The sequence below is a fragment of the Marinibium conchae genome (assembly GCF_015595035.1).
Lineage (GTDB): Bacteria > Pseudomonadota > Gammaproteobacteria > Enterobacterales > Alteromonadaceae > Glaciecola.
In genome coordinates this window covers 82,211-106,698 of sequence record NZ_JADNRN010000002.1, presented here as the reverse complement: position 1 = coordinate 106,698, position 24,488 = coordinate 82,211, and the positions used below count along the sequence as shown (strand labels likewise).

General features: G+C 45.7%; 8 protein-coding genes and 1 tRNA gene. All 9 read right to left on the bottom strand.

From position 1 onward, the window contains the following. Window positions 1–125: 125 nt before the first annotated feature. A complete protein-coding gene (locus ISG33_RS17350; protein WP_498043312.1) occupies window positions 126–317 on the bottom strand; it encodes a DUF8622 domain-containing protein in 192 nt (63 codons plus the stop codon). Window positions 318–319: 2 nt separating this feature from the next. Continuing rightward, window positions 320–889, bottom strand: a complete 570-nt coding sequence (locus tag ISG33_RS08310) for a gamma-glutamylcyclotransferase (protein WP_195733149.1) — start codon at window positions 887–889, stop codon at window positions 320–322. A 157-nt stretch (window positions 890–1,046) separates the two neighbouring features. Further along, window positions 1,047–3,635: an AAA domain-containing protein gene (locus ISG33_RS08305; RefSeq protein ID WP_195733148.1), complete on the bottom strand. Its 2,589-nt coding sequence runs from the start codon at window positions 3,633–3,635 to the stop codon at window positions 1,047–1,049. A gap of 223 nt (window positions 3,636–3,858) precedes the next feature. After that, window positions 3,859–3,935, bottom strand: a tRNA-Arg gene (locus tag ISG33_RS08300). A gap of 52 nt (window positions 3,936–3,987) precedes the next feature. Continuing rightward, on the bottom strand, window positions 3,988–4,782 hold the full coding sequence (locus tag ISG33_RS08295) for an outer membrane beta-barrel protein (RefSeq protein ID WP_195733147.1): 795 nt from the start codon (window positions 4,780–4,782) through the stop codon (window positions 3,988–3,990). Next, entirely contained in the window at window positions 4,775–20,968 is a 16,194-nt protein-coding gene (locus tag ISG33_RS08290) for a tandem-95 repeat protein (RefSeq protein ID WP_195733146.1), read from the bottom strand. Before ISG33_RS08290 ends, ISG33_RS08295 begins: the two co-directional genes overlap by 8 nt. Before the next feature lie 311 nt (window positions 20,969–21,279). Continuing rightward, complete coding sequence (locus ISG33_RS08285) at window positions 21,280–21,963, bottom strand: YceH family protein (protein WP_195733145.1); 684 nt, start codon at window positions 21,961–21,963, stop codon at window positions 21,280–21,282. Between the two features lie 52 nt (window positions 21,964–22,015). Beyond that, the gene (locus tag ISG33_RS08280) at window positions 22,016–23,098 is read right to left on the bottom strand and encodes a 5'-methylthioadenosine/S-adenosylhomocysteine nucleosidase family protein (protein ID WP_195733144.1); all 1,083 of its coding nucleotides are present in this window, start codon (window positions 23,096–23,098) and stop codon (window positions 22,016–22,018) included. 153 nt (window positions 23,099–23,251) lie between these two features. Next, on the bottom strand, window positions 23,252–24,256 hold the full coding sequence (locus ISG33_RS08275; protein WP_195733743.1) for an adenosine deaminase: 1,005 nt from the start codon (window positions 24,254–24,256) through the stop codon (window positions 23,252–23,254). Window positions 24,257–24,488: the final 232 nt, after the last annotated feature.

The following is a 24,488-nucleotide window of genomic DNA, read 5'->3' as shown; positions in this document are numbered from 1 at the left end:
TAATCTCAAATTTTGCTTAACTTGTGAGAACATTGCAATTCAACACACCATGCAGGAAGCTGACTTTGACAAGCTAATCAACTAGCGGGTTGACTGGGCGAAAAAAGCAGCGTGCCGAGGCAAACTCAATGTCGCTTGCTTTGCTTCCAAGTTCCACCATATTGATAGCTGTTGTGTTGCGCAGCCATCAATTGACATTGTTTGCAAACGAACTGCCAACCCATCGCTTCTTCAATTTTTACACGATAAAGTACTGCCGATATGATTTTGCACGTATCACAAGCTCTCTCACTGCGACTTCGTTTTGATTTCCCCATAACTAGGTGTTTTCCATTACTAATAAGGCGCGTTCAATAGCAAAAACATGCTCATCTATTTCACCATTGGCTCGCAATGCCGCAGCAAGATCGTACACATATTCTCGGTTGGGGCCACTTGGTCCGGTGCATTCATATATTTGGTGTGCTAGTTCGGCAATGCTCGCCTCGCCCAAATAGGCATCATTGTCGGCATCAGCTGTGTATACCAAACCTTTAACCTCTCTACCACTGTCTAGATGAAGCACAGTTTCATAGCGCAAGTAGCCATTCTTTTCGCGATGATCAAGATGATCGAATACATCATGACTCACCTGAAAGGCGATACCCCCACAACGCACCCCTTCTGCCTCAACCAGTGTAAGTACTCTGCCTGGTTTTTCTGGAATTCCCCTATGGTCATGGCTGCCCTGCCAGAAACGTCTCTCGTAACCAAGAATATGAGCTTTTTCACTTCTGATAAAACGAAAGTCAACTTTGTAGATAAGCGAGCCGTAGCCGAACAACCAAATTTCGTCTAGTTTACTGAGATCTTGGCGGTCTTTGTTGAGAGATTGGGTGTCTAGGGTCATCTAGTGTCATTTTCCTTTTTGTGTCGCATTATAACTGCGATGCTGCCACGACATCTGCAAAGAACGCTTGGCCGCTTTTCTTCAAAACAGAAAGAGCTAATTCAACCACAACAGACAGTAAATAACTACCGGTTAGAATCTTATGATTTTAGTAAGATCAAAGACTGCGCAGATGATCTTGTAACTTTTGTTCTTCACCACTTCCATCAGTCCTAAACCTTAGCAATGGGATCCCTGACTTTTCGAATATGGCGTTTTTTAGTTCATCTCGAACTGCTTGCAAAGAACCCTCTTTGTGAAACTTGACTCCGTCAACTTCTACGGCAGATTTAGGTAATTTTGATGCTTTATCGTAGATTAGAAAATCAACATGCGTGAGTTGATTAGCCGCATAAGCATTTTCTCTATCGCTCAAACTACTTTTGTCGCGAATAATCAAGTTCAAAGGAACGTGAGTCGAAACACCAAGGTTAGAGAGCTGCTCATCTTCTAGAATATTCTGAATAAGTGTATACATAAGATTCTCGCTATCGAACTCTGATATTCTGTTACTGGATTTAAGATAACTCTGTCTCTCTTTTGCGTAAGAGCGATAAAGATAATCGAATATTGAGTGGACCTTACTCTCCACAATCGTCATATTGTTATATTCAATGTACGCTATCAGATCCCCGATATTAGTATCGATTACTGAATCATTTTCACTAACAACCAAAATAAGTTGATCAATTGCGCGAGACACCGCTACATTTAATCTGTTAGGTTCGTCTGCAAATTCTGAAATGTGGTTATCTACTGTAGATAGAATAACAACATCTTTTTCTCTTCCTTGAAATTTATCAACCGTATCGGCTTGAATGGTCGTTCCGTCAAACGCCTTTTGAAGTTGGTTAGTTTGACTACGATAGGGTGTCACTACGCCTATAGAGCTATCAGTGACATTAAGGTTTTGCTCTAAAATTATTTCATTTCTGATAACGTCTATTTGTCTTTGATTGACGCGGTTACGCTGATGATTGCCCGGAACTGTTTTATATACCACTAGTGGAGATTTATCCGTTGTCGAATCGGTCATCACAATCAACTCACCTCCATAGAACTTTTGATTGCAGAATTCGATAATCTTGGGCGAGCATCTATAATGTTCTCTCAACATGGTTTTGGGGACGTGCTCAAAAAAAGACGAAAACATCGAGAGTAAACTTTGTTTGGAATAATCGTATCTATGGTCCAACTGAAATTTGTCCAACAAACCTTTCGTTAAAGCACGGGTTTTATAGTCGACCACGTGGGTCAGCTGTTTTGTGTCACCCACAACTACCACTCTTTTGGCGCATGAAAGCGCCAGTGCTCCAGTGCAGATGTTAACCTGTGACGCTTCGTCTATTATTAAATAATCATATTGTGTGCCTGGTGACAGGCTGTTGCTTACCGAATAGGTCGTACTCAACACCACAGGATAGTCTTTTAAAAAATCACTCGAACGCGTTTTAAGCTCCTGCATCGTGTATTTCTCCCGCCTATTTTGACAATACTGCTGCCAAGTCTTATGCCTGAAGACCTTCATACATAATTGCGAGTAATGTTTCATACTTTTATCAAAATCAAACGCCTCTAACTCAAGTGCGAGCGAAGAAATGAATTCCTGACTATCCATAATTTTTAATCGATAAAAGCTGGACTGGAAATATTCAATTAATGAAGCAAGTGAGTTTTCTTGGACGTACTGTCGTACTTTAAAAACACGACTCTTTCGCAACCTAACGCTGTCAAAAATAAATATCAAGAATGCTACTGATAAGCTTCTTACCCGATATGAACGATATGATAGCCAGAGCTTAATGGCCTCTTGAAACGAGCGAATATTAAACATATCGTCCAAGCGCTCAACATTTAAATCCTCTCGCAGTTGTCTAAAATGGCGATATTCAAGCTCTAAGGCCTGAATCTCACTCTTTCGTTTGGAGAGCTCTACCTTAAGATTCAGTTTAGCTTGTAGTGTTGAGTATAGTTCGCTGATCTTATATTGAATTTCGCTCAACTCTGCAGACGACAACTTCCAAGAGGATAAGTCAGGTTGGGGCTGCTGGTTTTGTATAAAGTCTGTCTTGTTCTTTTTACTACCGAGGGGCGCAATAGCAAATTCAAAACCATATTTGGAGAGTTTAGTCAGAACATTCTGTGTTGCCGCGTTATTACTAGAAACAACAGCGACACTTCCACCAATAGATACTACATTGGCAATAATATTGAGTATCGTTTGAGTTTTACCAGTACCTGGCGGACCCTCGATTACACTTATCCGGTTATTAAGCGCATTTTTTACTGCTTCAACTTGACTGATATTAAAGCCAAACGGGTAATAGATAGTCGGGTTTGAAATAAACGGAGTTTGACTATCTTTTGGTAACTCACCCGTTAAAAATGCACCGAATAAACTTTGCGAATCTACGAAGCTGATGTTTGAATAATAGTGATGTAAGGCGTTAAATTCCTCGCCTTCTGGCGTCGCAACCTTTAAGCCTGTAATGCTGGCGAGTTCTTTCAAATATTCTAGGCAAGTCTCTGCATCGTGCCTAGCGAGAACCGACTCAACAATTTGCACGTCATTTTCATGATATGTGTAGACTGTATCATTACCCTCAAACTTAACCTTATATTTGCCGTTTTCATGAAAATAGCTTTCAACACCGTCCTGTTCTTTTCCTTTAAGAAAAATTTTTAGATATTGATTTGAATTGTCCAACTCACTCTCGCTTCGTTTTCAAATAAACAAGCTCTACTCCTAAAAGAAGGTTTACATTCATAGCGTTAATGATGCGCTTGCTAAATAGGCTGCACATGACGAAGTCTTCTGTCCTGAAATCGTATTAAATGAGTATAGGATAATTTAACTTTAGAGACCACACGGCAGAATTGGTTCGTGCCGCGTACCCCAACAACAAGTTGTATGAAATGAATGCAAAAAATGGCGCTCCCGACGCGATTCGAACGCGTGACCTTCGGCTTCGGAGGCCGACACTCTATCCAGCTGAGCTACGGGAGCGGAATGATGGACGCGGATGTTATCACAAACATCGAGGCCTTTTCCACGCGTTTTAGTCTTCGAAGTGGTAGCTTAGGCCTAACCAGAGGATGTAGTCTTTGTTATCTTCCACATTATAGCGTTCGTATTCTAGGTTGAGTTCGAAGCGTTGTGAGAACTTGTAGCTAGCGCCAATACCGTAGAAGATGTCGACGCCGTCACTTGAGTCTTCAGCTTCGAGTTCGCGATCACCAAACACATCGAATGAGCGGTAGTCACCTTCCCAGTTATAGCCTCCTAGCCTTGCGTAGGCATACCACGACTCCGATGTATAAAAGCTATACACGGCGGCTAGTGTCCAACCTTTGACTTTATTTGGGCGAACCTGACGTGCAACATCAAAGAAACGCTCAGGATCATTGGTCGTGGTAGAGAAGGCTAAGTCGGCCTCGTTTAACTTGGTATAACCGAGCTCCAAACTCAGTTCGTCGGTAATCGACGCACCAATGGCTAGTTTAAACGGCGTGCCACTGTCATCTTGTTCGATGTCAAACGCTTCAAAGCCAATATCACGCGCAGCTTGCTCAACATTAATGGCCGACTTACTACCTGTATTCAAGCCTGCCGACATCGTAAAGTAGAAGTACTCAAAAGCACAATCACCCTTACGTTTGCTTTCTAGGCAACGCGATTTATTGTACTCGTATTGATAGTCTTCAAAATATATGGCATTCGGTGCATTCTCAGGGCTAAGCTCTTCGTCGCCTTGAAAGGACTGGGTTGCGCCAACTTGCCCAGCAAACATCATGCTTGAGCAAAAAGCTAAGCTTGCCGACACGCTCATAAAGCTTCTGATTAACCTATTCATGAGACGCTCCTTGTGTACTCGTATACTGTTGTTTTGACTGAGATTGACGTAGACATATTTGCTGTAGCTTGAGCCAATTGAACCCATTTTGAAGCCGGCGGCGGCGATAAACACCGCACGCTAGCAACATCATTATGAGGAAGATACCCACGCTACCACCGCTTGACTCGTTACGAATTCTTACTAACACTTCATTCACGGTAACCCTAATTTGAGCAATCGCGATGAGCCCCTCAGAGTTCGTAATGGTGTAGGTAATAATAACGTCGCCATTAAAGCCCACAGGCGCGGTATAGACTATCTGGCCGTCGATTATGCGTACTTCCCCTTGGTCGACCGTTGCATCAGTAATGCTGATACTGCCGCCGTCGGGGTCAGAGTCGTTGCTGATAGCATCGATAGTTACCGATTCACCCACATCAACTACCGCACTATCGTTTACCGCGATTGGTGGCAAACTACCCACTACCGTAATAGTGATGACAGCTACGTCGGTACCGCCATTGCCATCAGTAATGCCGTAACTCACCACATCTACTCCAGTGAAGCCGAAGGCTGGCTCGTAGAACACCTGATTATCGACAATCGACACTGTACCGAAGAAGGAGTTCACCGACGTTATCGTCAATTCATCACCATCAGGATCGGAGTCGTTGTTAAGTGCATCAATCGTTACTGGCACTTCTTGACGGGTTTCTCTGGCATCATCTTCTGCCACTGGTAACGCGTTAGGCTGAGCAAACACAACACCAACGAAACCTGGGTCGATGATATTCTTATTCGCCATATCATCTGCGTCATTCGGACCACCGTCGACTATTTCAAGTTGCACACACCAATGACCTGGGTTCAAGCCCGGTGTCCAATAGTCGCCACCTGGAGGAGGACAGAAGCCGGGTTCACCTGGCGTAGACCATAAGCGATTGCCCCCCGTTTCATCAAAGAACTGCCATCCATCTTCCTCAGTGAACTTACGATACACCGCATTCTCTGGTACAGGACGTTTCTGTGGCAATACAACGCGATAACTCTGACCTTTCTCCGGCAAGCCGTAGGCGATGAAGTCGAAGATACCACCAATATTAGTTGCAATTGGATCGGTTGGGACGTCCTCGTCTGGCCCTAACTCCTCATCTAAGAGGCGAGCGCCGCCGGTGTCTTTACCCAGCGCGAAGTTACCAATACGTAGACACACACCTGGGTCGCCTTCTACTAAGAATGCATCAAGTGAGTCAACCTCTTCCGGCAGCACATTACACTCTGGTATTGCATCGAGGTAATCAGGGATACCGTCGCCATCACTGTCGTTAAAGCCTTCTAGGTTATCCGGAATGCCGTCGAGGTCAGCGTCGCCGTTACCCAACTCAACAATAGTGTCGGTGATTTGCAGGAACAACACGGTATTATCGTTGAAATCAGGGTCGTCTCTATCCGTAATTTCCACGTTAATTTGATACACACCCACCGGCACATCACTTGGGTCGAAGGTATAAGTGAAGTCGTCACTATCAATGTCGACTAACACATCTTCAACGTTGGTCCAAACGAAGTCATACTCATTATTTGGATCTGGGTGAGTAATTAAGCTTTCCAGGGTAACCAAGCCAGCGGTATTTAGTATGAAGTTCGTTTGTATGTCATTTTGAGTGGGAATAATGTCAATCTCAGGATTCACATTGTCTTCTCTGATATCAATCACATGCTCGAACTTGTTACCAATGTTCACCGTATCAGACAGCGTAATCACGATGGTCTCGATACCCTCTTCGATATTGTCGGCAAAGCCTTCAAAATCAATAAAGGTTTCTGTTACGTTATTAAACACCACTTCACCTGAAATCAGGTTGTGATCGCCGCTGTCTGCAGTACCCGTTACTTCAAACGGCACGACTAAAGGATACACTGGCGCTTGACCATTTAAGTGTACCGACACTCTCATATTTCGCCCTTCAAGTACCGACTGGTCTTTCTGGATTGAGATAAGCGGATTCACTCGCACAAGCTGGGTTGCAATACTGCGTCTACCTTCACTGTCTTCAGCTACATAGAACACGGTGTTTACACCCGGCTCGTATAGAATCAAGCCATCGATGACCGATACCGGCAACGGATTACCGAAGCGATCAACCGCGGTCGCCACACCTAAATCTACTTTGGTGTAAAGCGCAGTAGCATCAATAAAGATGTCGTCTGGTACATTAATTACTGGGAAATCACTATCATCATCACGACCAACGCTTACTAACACTCTGGCTGTAGACGTTTCGCCGTCTGGATCGGTGATCACATATTCGATAACTGCAACACCCACAAAACCGATAGGCGGTGTGAATACAAGCTGGTTATCAACAATGTTCACTTCGCCTATAGTCGCTTGCGCTGAAATAACAGTCAGTGCATCACCATCAGCATCTACATCATTCTCCAACACGTCAATTGTAAAGCTGCCCATCATATCGGTCATATTAACAAAGTCGTCGAAGGCGACAGGTGGATCGTTCACCGCAATCACAGTGATAGTAACCGTAGCCACTTCAGAGTCTAATTCAGCGTCGCTGGCGATATAAGTGAAACTTGTTTCACCCACAAAGTCAGTTGGCGGAATGTAGGTAAAGTTCGGCGCTGTGCCAATTAACTCGCCATTCGGCATGCTTTGCAGCGTAAAGCTGATTGGGTCAAGTTGAGCATCAGTTGCACTTACTTCAATCTGAACGCTGGTATCTTCAGGTGTTACGAAGCTTAGGCTATCTGCGATTGGCGGCGTATTGGTGATCACCACAGTGATGGTGATGGTCGCGCAAACTTCTGCACCTGCCTCATCCACTACACACACAATAGCCGTTACTTCACCTTCAAAGCCAAACGGCGGTTCAAAGCTTACTGTGCCGTCGTCATTGATGGTGATAGTACCTACCGTGACCGTTGCTTCCACAATCTCAAAATCGGTGGAGTCTGGGTCAACAATCAGGTCGAAGATATCGATAATACTTGGTCCGTTACCCTCGACTGTCACTGCTGTGTCTTCTATCGCAGGCGCATCGTTCACACCCGTTACATCTATGGTAATAGTCGCGGTAGTGGTGCCACCGTTGCCATCATCAATAGTGTAAGTGATTACTGCTGGGCCGTTATAATTAGCCGGCGGTGTAAAACTTATGCTGCCGTCTGGGTTAATGCTAACTTCACCCACATCAACACTCACGGCAATAAGGCTGATGGTATCGCCATCAGGATCACTGGATAAGCCAATCACGTCGATATTCAACTCAGTATCTTCAACTAAACTGCGCGTGAGGGTCGGAGCAATTGGCGCATCGTTTACAGGCAATACCGTTACCGTAACGGTGGAACTAGCAACTTGACCACTTTCGTCCTCTATCACATAAGTGATTTCGGCGTCACCATTGAAGTCTTCGTTAGGAGTGAATATCACTTCGCCGTTAGCGCCAATTTCAACATCACCATCTGGTGAACTGGCCGAAATAACCCTCAGTACTTCATTCTCAACGTCGGTATCGTTAGCAAGCACATCAATGCTCACTGGCGTATCTTCGTTAGTAGTTGCTGTATCTGGATTAGCTATCGGCGCATCAACCACTGCTAATACATTAATATTAACCGTTACGGCAACCGTTCCACCGTTACCATCATCTATTAGATAGGTAATCGCCACTGGACCATTAAAGTTAGGATCTGGCGTGAAGGTCACTGTGCCGTCTGGATTAATCACAACACTACCAGAACTTGCCACAACACCACTGATGCTCAAGCTATCGCCGTCCACATCGCTCGCATTAATTAACGGGTCGAAAGTAAGCGGCGTATCTTCTTGTGTTGATAAGGTCTGATCGCTTGCCACTGGTGCGTCATTTACCGGTGTTACGTCGACTGTTGCTGTGCCAGTAACGGTTTGACCTGTGCCATCACTTAAGGTGTATGAAATTATTGCTACACCTGTGAAGTCTGGGTTAGGCGTAAAGTCTAGCTCACCATTGGCATTGATTGTTACTTCGCCATCAGGAGAGGTCGCTGCAATCACAGTTAGTGTATCGCCGTCAGGATCAGTATCGTTGGCGACAACGTCAATAGTTAGCGGAGTATCTTCTACTGTAGTGGCGGTATCAGGCACTGCTACTGGTGGATCTGTGATCGCGGCTACGTTGATCACAACCGTAACTTCAATTGTTCCGCCGTTGCCGTCATCGACCGTATAGGTAATTTCTACCGGACCGTTGAAGTTAGGTTCAGGCGTGAAGGTAATTGTACCATCTGGGTTAACAACCACAGTACCACTTGATGCCACAACATCACTCACGGTCAACTCGTCACCATCAACGTCACTGCCGTTTTCGAGTGGATTGAAAGTAACAGGGCTGTCTTCTTCACCCGCTAAGATTTGATCGGGCACGACTGGTGCATCATTCACAGGGCTTACCGTGATCGACACAGTACCAGTATCAACCGCTCCGGTCGCGTCAATTAGGGTATACGTAAGCACCGCTACACCGGTAAAGTCTGGTGCTGGCGTGAACTGTATATCACCGTTTGGCAATACGACAACCTCACCATCATTCGATGCCGCGTTACTCACGCTCAGTGCATCACCATCCACATCGCTGTCGTTAGCTAACACATTCACCGTTACTGGGTTATCTTCAAGCGTTGTACCGCTATCTGGGTTGGCCACTGGCGCGTCGCTCTGTGCTTGCACGTTAATAGTGCTGGTGACCGTTGTCGTGCCACCATTGCCATCGTCAATTGTGTAAGTAATTGTCACCGGACCATTAAAGTCAGGCGCAGGCTCAAAGGTGATAGTACCGTCTGGGTTGAGCGTGACGGTGCCACTTGATGCAGTTACGTTGCTCACACTCAGTGTATCGCCGTCGACATCACTTGCACCGTCTAACGGATTGAAGGTCAAGGCAGTATCTTCGTTAGTCGATAAGGTCTGCTCAACTCCCACTGGCGCGTCGTTTATTGGTACAACTGTTACCTCAACACTTGCAGTATCGGTACCGCCATTCCCATCACTGATAGTATAGGTAATGGTTGCTATACCATTAAAGTCAGCGTTTGGTGTAAATACTAAGTTACCATCGGCATTCACTGTAACGGTGCCATTCGGCGAGCTTGGCGTTATTACCGTTAGGCTATCGCCGTCCACATCGCTATCGTTGATTAATACATTAATAGTAACCGAGCTATCTTCATCGGTGCTAGCCGCATCGTTCACTGCCACCGGATCATCATTTACCGCAGTTACATCAATGGTGATGGTAACTGGCACAACACCTCCGTTGCCATCATCAACAAGATAAGTCAGGGTAACCGGGCCATTGAAATCTGGGGCAGGGGTATAGCTAATACTGCCATCTGAATTCAATACCACTGTGCCACTTGATGCACTTACACCGCTAACAACAAGCGTATCGCCATCAACATCGGTTGCGCCCAATAACGGGTTAATTAGCAGTGGCGTGTCTTCTGCAACACTTAAGCTTTGCCCTGGAGCAACGGGTGGGTCATTCACTGCGACGACGGTAACCACTACAGTTGCGCTATCTGTGCCGCCATTGCCATCTTCAATAGTGTAAGTAATGCTTGCTGTACCGTTGAAGTCTGGGTTAGGCGTAAACACAAGCTCACCATCGGCGTTCACTATTACCGTGCCATCACTTGATGTTGGATTTGTGACAGTTAAGGTGTCGCCGTCAACGTCATCGTCATTGCCGAGCACATCAATCACTACTTGCTCATCTTCGTTGGTTGAGGCGCTATCGTCTTGTGCTACTGGATCATCGTTTTGTGCGATTACCGTAATCGTTATAACAACTGGCACTACGCCGCCGTTTCCATCATCTACGTTGTAGGTAATTGTAGCGTTACCTTCGAAGTCTGGGGCAGGTACAAAATTAAAGCTGCCGTCAGGATTCACCGTTACAGTGCCATCAGCTGCGACGATATCAGTAACCGTTAGGGTATCTCCGTCAACATCAACTGCATCTACTAATGGGTTGATAGTCAGTGGCGTATCTTCGTTAGTTGATAAGCTTTGACCTGGTACCACTGGGTCATCATTTACTGGCACAACAGTCACGGTAGCCGTGCTGATACCTACTTCACCAGAACTGTCTTGTACGATGTAGTCTATCGTTGCTTCACCGGTGAAGTCTGGGTTAGGCGTAAACACAAGGTCGCCGTTTGTATCAATAGTAATAGTGCCATCTGGTGAAGTAGCCTGAATAACCGTTAAGGCTTCATTTTCTGCGTCGGTATCATTCACCAATACGTTGATCGTAACTGGCGTATCTTCGTTGGTTGTCGCCTCATCCGGATTTGCCACTGGCGCATCAACCACCGCTTGTACGTTCACATGAACCGTCACTGGGGTGGTGCCACCATTGCCATCGTCAACAAGATAGGTAATCGTGACCGGCCCATTGAAGTTTGGATCTGGTGTGAAACTCAGGCTTCCATCAGGATTTTGCGTAACCGTGCCACTTGACGCTACAAGGTTGGTAATGGTTAGCGTGTCGCCATCCACATCACTTGCATTAATCAATGGGTCGATGGTAAGCGTAGTATCTTCTTCAACTGCTAAGGTTTGATTACTCGCTACGGGATCATCGTTTACAGGCGTAACATCAACCGTAAGCACACCTGTTACTTGGTTACCATTGCCATCACTTAATGAGTAATTGATAGTGGCAGGCCCTGTAAAGTCAGGATTCGGCGTAAATGTAATTTCACCCGTTGCTGGATCAGCAACCACGGTGCCATCCGGAGAGCTTCCCTCGGTTACGAAAACGCTGTCGCCATCAGGATCACTATCGTTCGCCACAACATTCACGGTAATAGAGCTATCTTCTGGAGTTACCGCCGTATCAGGATTGGCGACTGGAGGGTCCATGGTTGGCGCCACGTTAATTGTTACTGTTACATCATCCGTGCCGCCGTTACCATCATCCACAGTGTAAGTCACCACAACAAAGCCAGAGAAGTCTGGGTCTGGTGTATAAGTGAAGCTTCCGTCTGGATTCTGCGTAATTGTGCCTTCCGTTACGCTTATATTAGAAATAGTTAAATCATCACCGTCTACGTCAACACCATTGGCTAGTGGGTCGAAAGTGAGCGGCGTATCTTCAACAGCAGCTAAGGTCTGGTCAGGTACTACCGGCGCATCATTTTCCGGCGTAACGGTTACCAGCAATGTGCCGGTGTCAACTTCTCCAGTGCTGTCAATTAAGGTATAGAACACAACTGCGTCACCCGTGAAATTGGGGTTAGGCGTAAATTGAACATCACCATTTGGCAGCACCACGACACTTCCGTCGTTCGACGAAGCGTTGCTGACGCTAAGCGGATTGTTATCAGGATCGGTGTCGTTTGCTAATACATTAACAGTTGCTGTGCCTTCTTCAGGAATAGTTACTGCATCTGGGTTAGCGACTGGCGGATCGTTAACTGGCGTAACGTTCACTGTCACTGTGGCGGTTGTTGTACCGCCATTACCATCTTCAATAGTGTAGGTAATAGTAACAGGGTCAGTTGAGTCCTCAGCAGGGGTAAACTCTAAGGTACCATCTGGATTAACCGTTACCGTGCCCGTTGAAGCAGTTGCAGCGGTGACGGTTAAGTCATCGTTTTCTGGATCGCTTGCATCTAACAAGCCGTTGATGGTTACAGGCGTGTCTTCGTTAGTCGCTACTGTTTGATCCGGCACTTCAGGGTCGTCGTTCACAGGGTTAACCGTTACATTTACTGTACCTGTTGCCGTTCCACCGTTGCCATCAGATATGTCATAGCTAATTGTAGTCGAGCCATTGAAATTCTCAGCTGGAGTGAATACCAAATCACCATCAGCATTAATGGTCACTGTGCCATTAGGAGAGCTTGCGCTGGTAATAGTCAAAGTATCGCCATCAATATCGGTATCGTTGTCGAGGGCATCAATGATGAGCTGTACATCTTCATCAGTCGTTCTTGCATCAACGACCGCAACAGGATCATCGTTGGTACCAGTAACACTTACTGTGATAATTGCCATTGCAGTGCCACCAGCACCATCGCTAATGGTATAGGCTATTGTTTCAGTGCCTACGAAGTTTTCGGCAGGTGTATAGATAACATTTTGCATAGCATCGAGCGTTGCTGTACCTCCTTGTGAGGGAGTACCGATACTGGTGACTGTTAAGGTCTGATTGTTATCCGGATCTGAATCGCCAGAAAGTGGCGTTATCATCGTGAACATCGAATCTTCAACAACGGTAATCGCGTTATTCACAGCTACCGGCGCTCGGTTGTTCAAGCTAACAACAATATCATCACTGGCGAGGCTTTGTGATACGTCTAGCTCATTGTTGTATTGCAGGCTTGAAGCGATTGTAAAGGCCTGTGTCGCCTGTGTAGGCGCGACACTTGACGTATCAACTATGAGCTCTATTACGTAACTTGCACCATCAGCGTCATTGTCGGTTGCAAATACTGCTCCCAAATCTATGAAGGCTGTATCGTTGCCACCACCGTTCGCTGCGTCGAAGCTTGGACTTACATTAACGAAAGTGTCATTTGCGGCGCTATTTACCGTACCAGGGTTATTTCCTGCACTGATATTATTGTCAAATACGCGCTTCACTCTGGCTGTAACACCGGTATTTTCAAAGCCTGCTGGCAAATCAAATACCATACGGGCGTCACGAGTTAATCCAGCAGGGAAATCTGCGGTGAAGGACAGTGTTAATACTTCGCCTTGTACAAAGTTGTTAGCTGTGGTGCTTGAATCTGACGTGCCACTTAAGGTAGTGGCTACTGCATACTCTGGTGCCGAGCTTACCGCAACATTTATCAGCGTTGGGCTTGCGCCATCAGACAAATCAGCATTCGCATCCGACGCGACACTTGTGAAACCGTCACCACTTACGCTTTGTTGTGAGGTAATCAAGGTGTTTGCACTCAAACTATCAATCGTTACCAAGAATGATGTAGTCACGGTTTCACCCGGTGCTATCGAACCAATGTTGGCATCAAAGTTACCGGCGCCTGCATCGGTAATCACCCCTTTGCTTGTTGCGCGTGAGCCCGCAATCGCGGTGGTATCAGTTGGGATAGCTTGGGAAGCACTCACATTGGTCGCAGATGCTGAACCAGAGTTAGTGATGTTGGTAAGTAATTCAACGGTATCGCCGGGGTCAACCAAGCCATCGCCATCTACATCATTCACTAAGATGTAACTTTGCGATACGGCAATAAGCGGTTCTGCTGTGCCGCCCGTGTCGACTGCAGTAATCGTTGACGCTTGCGCGCCGTCGTCTGGGTTGTTGTTAGCATCGGCCAGCAGTGATGGTGTTTGGTCACTCACTACCGAGCCTTGCATTTCAAAGACCTCGCTGCCTGTTACACCATCTAAGTTCACAAGCGGTGCGTCGATATCAACGAGTACGGTAACAGTGACGATTTCGCCCGCCGCCAGCTCGGCTAATACAACATCAATGCTATTTGCTGTCACGGCGATGCTATCGTTGCTATCTGCAGCACCACTGATAATTGCAGTATTGTTCGCACTGCTGAGGCCTGCAGGAATAACATCGGCTAAGCTAACATTGCTTAGGTCTTCAGCTCCCGTATTTTGCAGTGTGTAGGTAACCGTTAATTGATCGCCAGCACTCACCGCATTGTTGCTGTCGGCATCTGTGCTTAAACTAATATTTTGTGCCACTTGCAGCGCAGGGCTAAGACTGCTTGAGCCGCCCACACGAATTTGGTTAGCTTGGTCACCGTTGCTATCAGTTGCGTCGATATCGGTTAACTCTGGAATAGTCGCATCAGAGTCAACAACACCTTGAGCAACAATCACAGTGCCTTGTGGCGTATTTGCGTCTACCACAAACTCAAACTCAATAGTCACCACGTCGTTTGGTAGCAACTCACCAATATCAACATTTGCACCGGCGCTATCATCGATAGTACCAACGGTGCTTGTAAGCGAGCCTGAAACATAAGTCGTATTTGATGGAATCGCTTCAGCAAAAGTCACGCCCGATACTCGTGGCCCGTTGTTGGTCAATACAACAACCTTGCCCAAAGTATCACCCGGATCGGCAATACCATCACTGTTTACGTCGTTGGTAATCACCAAGCTTTGCTGTGCATCGATGAAGCTTGCATCATCTGAACGTACGACAGTTGATGCAGCAAAGGTGTAGTCTCTGTCGTTAGTAGGTGTGCCACTTTGAGAGGAAAATACCGCATTTTCGAGCGTGAAGTCATAATCGACGCCAATCCCGGCATCGTTGTCTAGTTTTGCTTCAAAAATGAAGCTTTTCACACCATCGTCAGCAGCTAGGGTACCAATGTCGATGCTCAAAAGTGTAGGCGTCGAATCGTCGACGATGCCGGGACCTCTGAGAGTACCTGTTTGATAGGTAAAGCCGCTAGGAATTGCAATGTCGAAGCTCACGTCCTGGGCATCTGTAGCGAAGTCACTAGCACTAACATCAACGCTAAAGCTCACTATGTCACCTAAGGTTACGATGCCCTCACTCGGTGTGATGCTTGCGCTTAGATCAGGTTCAACAATATCAATCACCAAACTATCTGGCCCCACCGTGTTGCCTGCAGCCGTCGCGGTAACTTGGTTAGTCAGCATGGTAGCTTCAACATTAGCGGGCACTTCTAGTACTAGCGCCTCAACCGTAACAACAATGAAGTCATTACTTGCATCGTTGTCGGCACCATTGGTGATCGTACCAAAATCAATTGCAACACTGTTGCTAGTGTCGATAGCATCGCCCGTACCTGTGTAACTGATGTTTGACGGTGCATCAATGGTTGCGGCGACAAACTCAAGGCCACTTGGCAATAAATTAGTAATAGAGGCATTCGGTTCTTGACCTTCATTTACGTCGAGACGAATATCAATGAACACTGTGTCGCCAACGGTAAAGTCATTACTTTCATGAATAGGATTTAACGACGACTGCACGGCTAGGTTGTCAGCTATCGTTAATGTGCTCGAAGCGCTTTCGTTGTAATTATTCAGATCGGCGTTATCGTCATCATCGCTGCCGCTATCTGCGCCAGAGCGACCACCATTCGCAACGTTTGAATTGTAGGAAATGCTACTTTGATTAAGCAAGTCAGCACCTGCTGCCGCGCTATTAGCAACAACCACAGAATACTCAATTGAAATACTTGCATTAGCTGGAATATCCATTGCGCCTACCAGCGCTAAGGTATCATCGGTCGTAGTGCTCGTTTGAGTTGTAAAATCGCCAGCAGAAATAGCGGTTGTAGTGCCCGTTAATACACTTTCATTGCCCACATTATCTATCACGATATTCGCGAAGGTAGCACCAGAACCACTGCCATCCGGCGCGCCCAAAAGCTCAGCAGCCAACACGTCTTGGAAGTTCACATTGTAAGCCGTGCCCTGACCCGATGTGTTGGTGATCGTAGTGCGATAGCGAATGGTATCACCGGCATCTGAGCCAGTAGCGCCCGCAATAATGGTTTGGCTAAGCTCAAGGTTAGGCTCAATGATGATTAGCTTTTCGCTAGCACTCGGCACATTTGCACCGCGTGAGCTGTAGTCGAGGCTAACACTTGGGCTAAGCACCACGCCGTTTTGGTTAGCAATAATATTAGAGACACTCACGTCAAACTCAATATTAAGCTCTTGCGGCTGCGCTTCAGCGTTTGCGATATCACCAAAGTTTAGTGTAATGGTGCTTAGTCCGTTAGCTGGATTTACATTAGGTGTCGCTGAGGCGGTAAAACCAGAGCTTGGCTCAGTAATTCTGATAGTTTCACCTTCATAAGCTAAACCGCTTGGCAAGGTAAGTGTTAGCTCGAAGTTCTCAGTTGAGCCTGTTGGTACAGCAACGTCTGCGCTTATGGTAAGCGTTTCACCTATTTGTAAGCGCTCTTCGTTCAATACCATATCGACGGTGGGTGATTCAGCAGTGACCGTTGCGGTTCTTACTAAATATAAGTCGTTTACTGATTGACCAGAACCGTTAGCCACTCTTGAGCCTGTTCTTTCGCCATTATCGCCGCCAGCTACGCCAACTGTCGCGCCAGCAGTGCCGTTTTCACCGGGTAAACTCGTCGCGGTAAATTCAGCACGACCTGTTGCTCTTTGATCGAACTGAATATCGGCATCTACGGTAGTGGCTATCCGCAAGGTGATACGTTCGTTCTTGTCTAAGTACTCTTCCCCTGCTGCCAAACAACTAGTGTCTAGGGTATATACTTGACCGGCTAAGGCTACACAAGCAGAAATATCAAGATTACCTCGCGATAATACAGCCGACACAACGCTTTGCGGCGTAAGATCATCGGGGATCGTCTGTGTTAATTCGAAATCCCACGCTCGGGTGTTATAGGTGCCATTCAAGTTACGTAAGGTAGTGTCGTAGAAAACCGTTGCGCCACCATTTATAGTTGATGCGCGCGCCCTGAAGTCGAGACGCAAACGTGGCTCACCAATGCGAGAAACAGCGCTTGTTTGTCTGGTTTGCGTGCGGTTGGCCGTGTCTTGATATACAAGGTTAGCATTTACTTTTTTGCTATTGTTCCGATTATTATTGCGAAGATTCTTCACTAACATATCGAACGTAACGACAATGCTTTCTTCGTTGGCATCATCATCGTCGTTGGTAATATCCCCGAGATTAAATCGCAGGTTGTTACCCGAAAGGGTCGGTGTGATGGCAGCATCACTAGTGCTCAAATTACCAAGTGTCGCAGATTCAACACCGGTATCAAAAATAGCTCTAATCGCAGAACTAGCAGCAATGTATTCGTAACCTGTCGGTAACTGCACTTCAAAGTTATAACCGGCGCCTGAATCGGCTGCTGTAATCCCCTCAGGTATACTGGTTTCGAATTGATAAGTAACAACTTCGCCAATTGCAAAAATATCGCTGCTTGAATTGCCGGTCCAACTCTCACTTGTATCAATAACTTGCAGATTACCGATACTTGGGGCTTCCGTGCTAATCAGCACATCTTCTTCGCTTGTGCCACTGCGCTCAACCGTAGGTGTGCCGCTTTGACTTGAGCCAGTGGCTGTATTATCAATGTTGAAATTAGAGCCTGATCTCACATCGTTACGAACAGTAGCTTGGTACACAAAAGTGACACTATCACCTTCATTTATCGTTGTGCCAGCACCTGTATAGCTAACGGTAGGGCTTGTAAAACTGTAGGTAAATCCGGGCGGCGTTGTTAGCGCCGTGACGGTCGTTAAGTCAAATAGATCGGCGTTAACAATACTACTTAGTCCTACGTCATAAGCAGGTGCAGTACCAATGTTTTCAACGCTGACGGAAATAGTCACTACATCGCCATCTTCAAAACCACTTGTTTCACCATCGGCATTGACGGTAGTTGTACTGACACTTAAGTCGTGTTCGGCAAAATTAGTGCTTGTAGCTGCTGCTGAATTTGAACCATCCCGGCCATCAAATGAAGCGCTTGTCGCTAAAGATTTTGTTTGTGTATTTTCTTTCGCGTCGTTGGCAATTTCATCAGCGACGAGAGCATCAAAGCTAATACCGAAAGTATTATTGGCGTTATTATTATCTGATGTTGTTACAAGTGTGCCTGTGAGCTCAAGCGTCAGAGTTAAGCCTGTGGCGACATCGCCCGTTACCGTTTCAGAAATCGTGCCCGGGATAGTACCCCCGAAGCCAGTTGCATCTGAAGCAGCGCTTGAGGCGACATAGTCGAGGCCCGCTGGCAGGGTAAAGCTAAGCGTGAAATCATCGACTTCACTTTCCGGCATCACGACGCTGGTGCGATAGGTCACTGTGTCACCTACGACGATGTTGCTGCCAGAGCCACCGCCCGGCGACACCGACTCGATTGCGGTAGATAGTGAGAAATCGTCGATATCGAATTCAAGTTCAGATTCAATTTTCGGGAAAGGACTTGTTGTTGGCGCGCCGGCCCAAGTCGTTTCACTGGTCGAGGTAATCGTGACAGCGGGTGTCACATCATCAGAAATCAGACGGTCGTACAACACCACCACAACTTGGCCTGGTTCTACTGGGCCATCAATATTGAAGTCGCCACCAGCAAAACTACCACTTGTTGTTGGATTAGCAACCGCAACTGAGCCATCACTGTTTTGAATCACGACACTATCGAGTGTAGCGCCATCTAAACCTACAGCAGCGGGAGCAAGTACTTTAATGTCGTAGGCATCGGCCCCACCGGTATTTTCAAGTTCAAGGCGGAAGTTGACTTCATCGTTACCATCTTTGATTGCAGGCAGGGTTTGAGTAAGCGTGCCTTCTAAGATAGGCGCTCGAGCATCAAACGAAACGGGGCTAAGTAAAGTAGTACCATCACTATCAGAGTTGGTAGTGGTAAGTTGCATGATATTGGTGAGCTTTAATGGGTCAGCAAAAGGATCAGTGGTGATATTAGCTTCAATATCAAATTCTATTACGGTGGCCGAAACGCCACTAAGATTGGTAAATTCTATGGCGACCGAGTTAGTTGCAGCATCTAAACTGAGGCTCGTTGGAGATTGACTCAGTGTATTATTTGGACTGAACCTTACGTCGTTACCAAAAGTGGCATCTAGGGTAGACACATCGATGACAGCTAAAGGCAAAAAATCGGTAACAGTGAAGTTATTTATATCGCCTGAAGGTACATTTACACGCAGTCTGAATACAATATTCTGACCAGGCTCAAACATAGGTGTCATGCCACTAACAGCGCCCACTATTGATTTGGCGATACTCACTGGCAACACGGTAGCGCCCGAGCCCGAATCATCGGTACATGCCGAGGCTCCACCTTGAAGGTCATAGGTCGCTTGTGTGCTAATAGACAACCCGTCGTTAGCCAATACGTCATCGCCACTAACAAATGTTTCCTCAACGAGTACTGAATAGCTGATTTCAACCGTCTTAGCCGCACTAATAGTGGGGTTGGTATATAGGCTACTTAAATCAAAAGTGACAATTTCTTGGCCCGCATTAGTTGAGAATGTTGGAGTAAGGCTTTGTGAAACACCACCAATGCTCACACTCAAAGCATTATTGTACATAAAGCCGTCCGACAGTGTATCCACTACGACAAGCGCACTTGGGGTAACAAACTCGCTGATTTTTATTGAATTAGTAACAGTACGAGTGTCACCTGGAACGACTGAGCCACTAGAAATAGACTGCTGAAGGGTAAGGTGCTTAACATCAATGTTACTGTTTCGGTTGGCCGCCGCCAACGCATTGCCTACAGGGAAATCAGCATTCGCTTCAGCTTCGCTTAGTAGAGGTACAACAGCACACGAGCCAAGATCGAGCACATCGCCGATGGTCGCAGGGAAGGTAACTTTGAGGTCGTCGGTCGCGTTTGTTCCCGTTACTGAATCACAGCTTACATCTAAGGTACCACCCGCAGCACTGGTAGATGGTTCCGAGTTAACAGTGCAACCCACACCGCCAATAATGGTAGGTGAAGCACTCGCGGTATATGCTGAATTGAGTACTTGCTCAACAGCCGCTTCAGTGATTGTGCTGCCATTTGCAACATCGAAATTGTGCTCAAAAATAACAGATTCATTAGGTACACGCTCTTGCTCGGGTGAAGACGCCTTAAAAGTATATTCGTATAAGGTTGGCGTAATTTGTGCGTTAACAGCACTTCCTTCAACTGGGCCATTTGCACCTGTGGCAGTATCACCAAATTGAAATACTGGACTTATCGACAAATTCAAAGGAGTACCAATAGCAGCGCCAGCGTCGATGGTTACGCAGATATTAGTTGCTAGTTCAGGCCCATTTTCTACGACGGAACCAACTTGTTTACGCACAAGAGAAAACGACTGCGCTTGCTGACCGCTTACCATGGTTTCAGTGAAAGGGTCTTCTAACTCAAAAGGCGCATCAGCTGGATCATTTGAAAAATTCCCAACAGTAGTGATAGAAACGGCATTACCGAAGGCAGTGGCTGAGTCTATTTGTAATTCACTATCAGCAATAATTCGAAGATAGGGGCTAAAACCTGGGTCACCTGTATTTGAAATGGTCGCATCAAAGCAAACTTGTTGCCCAGCTAGGCCTTCAGCTGGCAATGCATTTAATGCAGAAGGGTTTGGTACGGCAGAAGCGATGGGAGAATACGATATCGCGGCGAAAACAACTGAAAATCCTAGAACACGGCTAAACATGGAACTTCCCTCTAATTTGGCAGCAGCATAGATAAGAATGCACGTCCGTGTACGTGTTATCGTAACTGTAAGCCTTACAAATGCAGCAATTATGCTTATATGTACTCTAAATATGGCCTATTTTTTGAGCAATGACCATATTTTCAACAACTTTTTCCAGTAAAAAAATACTTTTTGTTAGTTTTATCATCGGTTTTACCTAACTTGAGGCTATATTCTTTTAAGATGTTGCGTTTTTGAGACACCTATTTTTATTGGTCTGGTGTTGCCTGAAGCCATAACACATCAAATGTGACCTCAGTATCAAGAACTCAAGGTAAACCAAGTTCACTCTTTATTTTCTCTAAATCATGTCTAAGTGCTATTACGTCATTCTCCAATTGAGCGATACGCTGGTCTTTTTCATCTGTGCCACGTTGATGAAAGCTTGGTGAATCTGCGTTTAATCCACCATCAACAGACTGTAAGGTTGCAGCGGACGTCGGTTCACCGCAAAACAAATGTGCATAACGACTTTCGCGTTTACCCGGTTCTCGCTCGAGTCTCACGACGATGCGTTCACCATTATGGTCGGCGAGTGATTCGAGAGCCCGCTCAACTTCATTCACATTTGCGAACTCTGCTAAGCGATTGGTTCTCGTTCTTAACTCGCCTGGTGTTTGTGGGCCACGCAATAGCATCACACATATTATGGCTTTTTGTTGTTCACTAAACTTCAAACTATTAAATTCAGTGTTACAAAAACGATGCTTATATTTTTGTACCCGAGCGCCACTTCCACTCACTTCTAGCAGTAAATTTTTTTGAGTTAAGTCGTCGATGGTGCGCTGCACTTCGCCCTCATTTAGCGCCATTACAGGGTCGCGATTACTTTTTTGATTGCAGGCTGTGGTAATCGAATTTAAGGTCAATGGATACTGGTCAGGTGTTGTTTTCTCTTTTTCTAATAGTACACCAACCACACGCGCTTCAAGTTCTGTGAGTTGAATTAACATGCTTTTACTCCGTTGTTTCTATTGCGCTTTTTTCTAGTAAGTTTGCAAACATTTACTTTTCAAGCACTAGTTCATCTAGCATCGCGAGCAAAAATTTTGTACCCGTACCGGAAGCGATACCATCAAACACGCTTTCATCGTTCTTACCATGCTGTGCGCCTGCAAGATCACTTACCGAACGAATGATTATCCAGTCTACTTCGTTTACAAAACAAACTTGGCCAACTGCCGCCGATTCCATTTCGGTTACTTGAGCCTTATACACCTCTTGTAGCCAAATACGATAGTCGGCGTTGTCGGCAAATACCGAGCCGGTAACACCATTGCCCCCTACTCGTACTTTTATAGTTTTACCCGATGGCATTTTTATCGGCTCAACATTTAGCACCGCTCTCTTTGCGAGTGCCAATAAGCTATCCGACACCGTAAAATATGGCATTTGCTTTGGCCTATCCCAACCTTGTTTCACTACCGACATTTCTTCTGGAAATTGATAGCCGAAATTTTTGTATCGAGGGGCATGTATATCTATTTCTTCACGCTTTTTGTAGCGTTTGAGTGCATCTTCGTAATATTGAGGAAGGATATAAGCTTGGGGATGCTCTGACTTATCTGCAGGTACTTTAGGGTTTACATAAACTGATTCGTCATGAAAGTACCAACGTTGTGGAATAGCAATATCGCCCACTTCAAATTCAGGATTAATTGCACCAGCGATACCCATCATTACCACACGCTCGATGGGAAAATAATCGAGCGCCATTTGCATTGTCATTGCAGCATTAGGCACGGAAATACCGGTCGTGAAAATAACAACCTTTTCGCCTTTATAGCTACCAAGTTGGTATTTCACACCGCGAATAAATAGCACTTTATCTATTTGTGCATTTGGAAGCGCAGCAAACGCGCGATCAATCGCATTAATCTCTGGCTCATAAGCAGCAACAATTGCAGTATAACGATGGCCATCAGGGAATTCTCGCGGACCATATTTAATAGCCGGATGTTCATTGTTTGCACTGTTTTGCTCCAAGGCCTGAGCCCCAGCGGAGAACGCGCTGGAAAACAACACAACAACAAACAGTAAATTCGTAAACAACGCCTTTGGTGTGAATTGACTCTGGTTAGTGTCCATTTTCATCCTTATTTCCATTTATGTCTGCGCAAATGCCGACACAGGTAATTTCATGCTGATGTAGCTTTAAAGACGTTTTGTCGTGAGTGTGTACTGAAGCGAGCTATCCAATTTATGCTAACCTTCACTGTAAGACACTGGATTTTAAAGACTTTATGCCTCCTGTGCAATACGTTGAATCTCATCTAACCATTTTCCTTTCATCTCATTCGGCAAAAAACTAGCGCGAATACTGTTGAATACGAGTTCAATGAGTTGTTCCTTTGACAAGGATAGACTATGCACTAACGCGGCGTAATTTTCGTTTAAGTAGCCACCAAAATAAGAGGGATCATCAGAATTAACCATCACGTTTATGCCTCGGCTAAGAAGGTCCAATATGTTGTGCTCTTCCATTTTATCAATCACGCGAAGTTTAAGATTACTCAGGGGGCATACGGTTAACGGCATTTGATGCTCTTGCAAATAAAGCATGAGCTCGGAGTCTTCGGCACTGCGTACACCATGATCAATTCGATCAACATTTAAGTGTTTTATTGCCTGCCAGATATAATTCGGAGGGCCCTCCTCACCGGCATGAGCCACTAATTTAAAACCCAAAGCGGATGATTGTGCGAAAACACGCTCAAATTTCGCGGGCGGATTGCCGCGTTCAGAACTGTCTAAACCCACTGCCTTTATCATGCTGTAGTAAGGCGCCGCTGCAAACAGGGTATCTATCGCGGCTTCCTCGCTTAAATGCCGAAGGAAAGACATGATAAGGTATACCGAAACGCCTAGTTCTTGTTCAGCTTTTGCGATTGCTCTATCAAAACCCGACATAAACACTGAAAAAGGAATGCCTCGCTCAGTGTGTGTTTGTGGGTCGAACATGATCTCTGTATGAACGATATTTTGCTTTTTACACACAAGTAAATAGGCCCACATGAGTTCGTAAAAATCATCTTCATCAAGCAGTACATTTGCACCTTGATAATATAAATCAAGAAAGCTCTGTAAACTATCAAACTGATAGGCCCGTCGAATCGCTTCTACGCTGTCGAAGGGAAGTTCAATATTGTGTTTTTGGGCGAGCCGCCACATCAAATCGGGCTCGAGGGTGCCTTCAATGTGCAGGTGCAATTCAGCTTTGGGTAAGCGCTGAATTAAGTTAAGCATTGAATTCGACGCGCTTTGCGCATCAGCTTGGCTGTGAAAATTGGCATCAATTTTATCGTTGCTCATCTGTTTCCTATGATAATCAACAAAATACTCAGATAAGACTAGCATATTCACCGCGCTTTCGTGCATTATTCCATGTAAAAACTAGCATTTTCAGATAACTAGCCCGCTATGTTAATCATGTTTGGCTATATAAATAGTGAAAATACAAACAGTAAAAGGACCTTTT

Bases quoted from the DNA above. Each gene is read 5' to 3' on its own strand.
- ISG33_RS17350 (WP_498043312.1), bottom strand. From the start codon at position 317: ATGGGGAAATCAAAACGAAGTCGCAGTGAGAGAGCTTGTGATACGTGC.
- ISG33_RS08310 (WP_195733149.1), bottom strand. From the start codon at position 889: ATGACCCTAGACACCCAATCTCTCAACAAAGACCGCCAAGATCTCAGT.
- ISG33_RS08295 (WP_195733147.1), bottom strand. From the start codon at position 4,782: ATGAATAGGTTAATCAGAAGCTTTATGAGCGTGTCGGCAAGCTTAGCT.
- ISG33_RS08290 (WP_195733146.1), bottom strand. From the start codon at position 20,968: ATGTTTAGCCGTGTTCTAGGATTTTCAGTTGTTTTCGCCGCGATATCG.
- ISG33_RS08285 (WP_195733145.1), bottom strand. From the start codon at position 21,963: ATGTTAATTCAACTCACAGAACTTGAAGCGCGTGTGGTTGGTGTACTA.
- ISG33_RS08280 (WP_195733144.1), bottom strand. From the start codon at position 23,098: ATGGACACTAACCAGAGTCAATTCACACCAAAGGCGTTGTTTACGAAT.
- ISG33_RS08275 (WP_195733743.1), bottom strand. From the start codon at position 24,256: ATGCTTAACTTAATTCAGCGCTTACCCAAAGCTGAATTGCACCTGCAC.